Origin of the sequence: Myxococcus eversor, assembly GCF_010894455.1 — a bacterium.
GTDB classification, from domain to species: Bacteria; Myxococcota; Myxococcia; order Myxococcales; family Myxococcaceae; genus Myxococcus; species Myxococcus eversor.
The window spans coordinates 1-2160 of sequence record NZ_JAAIXY010000061.1; the positions used below are offsets into that span (position 1 = coordinate 1).

The following is a 2160-nucleotide window of genomic DNA, read 5'->3' on the forward strand; positions in this document are numbered from 1 at the left end:
TCCGCTGGCTCGCCAACGGCTCTCTCGAGTTCCTCGGCCGCTCCGACTTCCAGGTGAAGGTGCGCGGCTTCCGCATTGAGCTGGGCGAAGTCGAGGCCGCCGTCCGCCTCTTCTCCGGCATCCAGGAAGCCGTCGTCCTCGCTCGCGAGGATGTCCCCGGTGACAAGCGCCTCGTCGCCTACTTCACCTCCGCCGAATCCTCCGTCGACGCCTCGGCTTTGCGTGCCTTCCTCCTCCAGCGCCTGCCCGAGTACATGGTGCCGGCCGCTCTCGTCTCGCTCCCGTCCTTCCCTCTCTCCGCCAACGGCAAGCTCGACAGGAAGGCCCTCCCTCCTCCCGACTTCGCCGCCGCCACTTCTGGCGACGACTTCGCTCCGCCCTCCACCCCCACTCAGACGCGTCTTGCCTCCATCTTCGCCGACGTCCTCGGCCTGGAGCGCGTCAGCGTCCACGGCGACTTCTTCGAGTTGGGCGGACACTCCCTCCTCGCCACTCAAGTCGTCTCTCGCATCCGCTCCACCTTCGACGTTGAGTTGCCCCTCGGTGAGCTCTTCTCCTCTCCCACCGTCGCGCTTCTCTCCGAGCGGCTGGAGCTGCTCCACGGCTCCTCGTCTCGCCAGCCCGCCCTCGTCCCTGTCGACCGTGCACAGCCGCTGCCCCTCTCCTTCGCCCAGCAGCGCCTCTGGTTCCTCGACCAGCTCCAGCCCGGCTCTTCCGCCTACAACATCCCCTGGGTCCTCAAGCTCTCCGGCTCGCTGGACCAGTCCGCACTGCTTCAGTCTCTCAACGCGCTGATTCAGCGCCACGAGGCCCTGCGCACCCGCTTCGCTGTTCACGAGGGACAGCCTGTTCAGCTCATCCAGCACGACTTCCTGCTGGAGATGCCTCTCGTCGACCTCTCGTCCCTGCCCGAGCACGAGCGCGATGCAGAGGCCCAGCGTCTGGCTTCCGCCGAGGCTCTGCGTCCCTTCGACCTGGCCCGTGGTCCTGTCGTCCGCACTTCACTGCTCCGCTTGGATGAGACGCAGCACCAGCTCCTCGTCACCGTCCACCACATCGCGTCCGACGGTTGGTCCATCGCCGTCATGGTCCGTGAGTTGGCGGCGCTCTACCGCCAGTTCTCCGGCGGCGAGGCCGCCCAGCTCGCACCCCTGCCCATCCAGTACGCCGACTTCTCCGTCTGGCAGCGTCAGTGGCTCCAGGGCGACGTCCTCGCCGAAGAGCTTGCCTGGTGGAGACAGCAGCTCTCCGGCGCTTCCACCTCGCTCGATCTGCCCACCGACAGGCCGCGTCCCGCCGCCCAGACGTATCGCGGCGCGGTGCTCCCCATCGACCTGACTCGTGAGCTGTCTCAAGCCGTGAAGGCCTTGGCTCAGCGCGAAGGCGCCACGCCCTTCATGGTGCTGCTGGCATCCTTCCAGCTCCTGCTCTCTCGCTACTCGGGCCAGGATGACATCTCCGTCGGCTCGCCGGTCGCCAACCGCAACCGTGCCGAGACCGAAGGCCTCATCGGATTCTTCGTCAACACGCTCGTCCTGCGTGCACGCATCAATGGCAGCCAGTCCTTCCGCGAGCTGCTCTCACAGGTGCGCCTGTCCACCCTGGCCGCCTACGAGCACCAGGACGTCCCCTTCGAGAAGCTTGTCGAAGAGCTCCAGCCTCAGCGCGACCTGAGCCGTTCTCCGCTGTTCCAGGTCTCGCTCACGCTGCAGAACGCCCCCGAGGAGGCTCTTGCTCTCGCGGGTCTTGAACTCACTGCACTGCCCGCGGATATCAACACGTCGAAGTTCGACTTCAGCCTCCTGTTCACAGAGGCGGAGCAGTTCTCCGGCATCATCAATTACAACACCGACCTCTTCGACGCGGAGTCGATGCAGGGACTGCTCCGTCACTTCTCCGTGCTGCTCGAGGCCGCGGTCTCTCAGCCCGAGCAATCGCTGAGCGCGCTTTCCCTGCTGTCCGCCCCCGAGAAGCAGCAGGTGCTCACCGGGTGGACCGGCACCACGTCCGCCTACCCGCGCGACGCTTCCATCCACTCCCTCTTCGCTCAGCAGGCTGCTCGCTCGCCCGACGCTGTCGCTGTCGTCTCCGGCGAGGAGTCGCTCTCCTACGCCCAGCTCGACTCGCGCTCCAACCAGCTCGCTCACTACCTGCGCTCGT

General features: G+C 66.5%; 1 protein-coding gene. It reads left to right on the forward strand.

The features are described 5' to 3' along the window. The coding region (locus G4D83_RS45105; RefSeq protein WP_240357192.1) for a condensation domain-containing protein at nucleotides 1-2160 on the forward strand (2160 nt) is incomplete at both ends.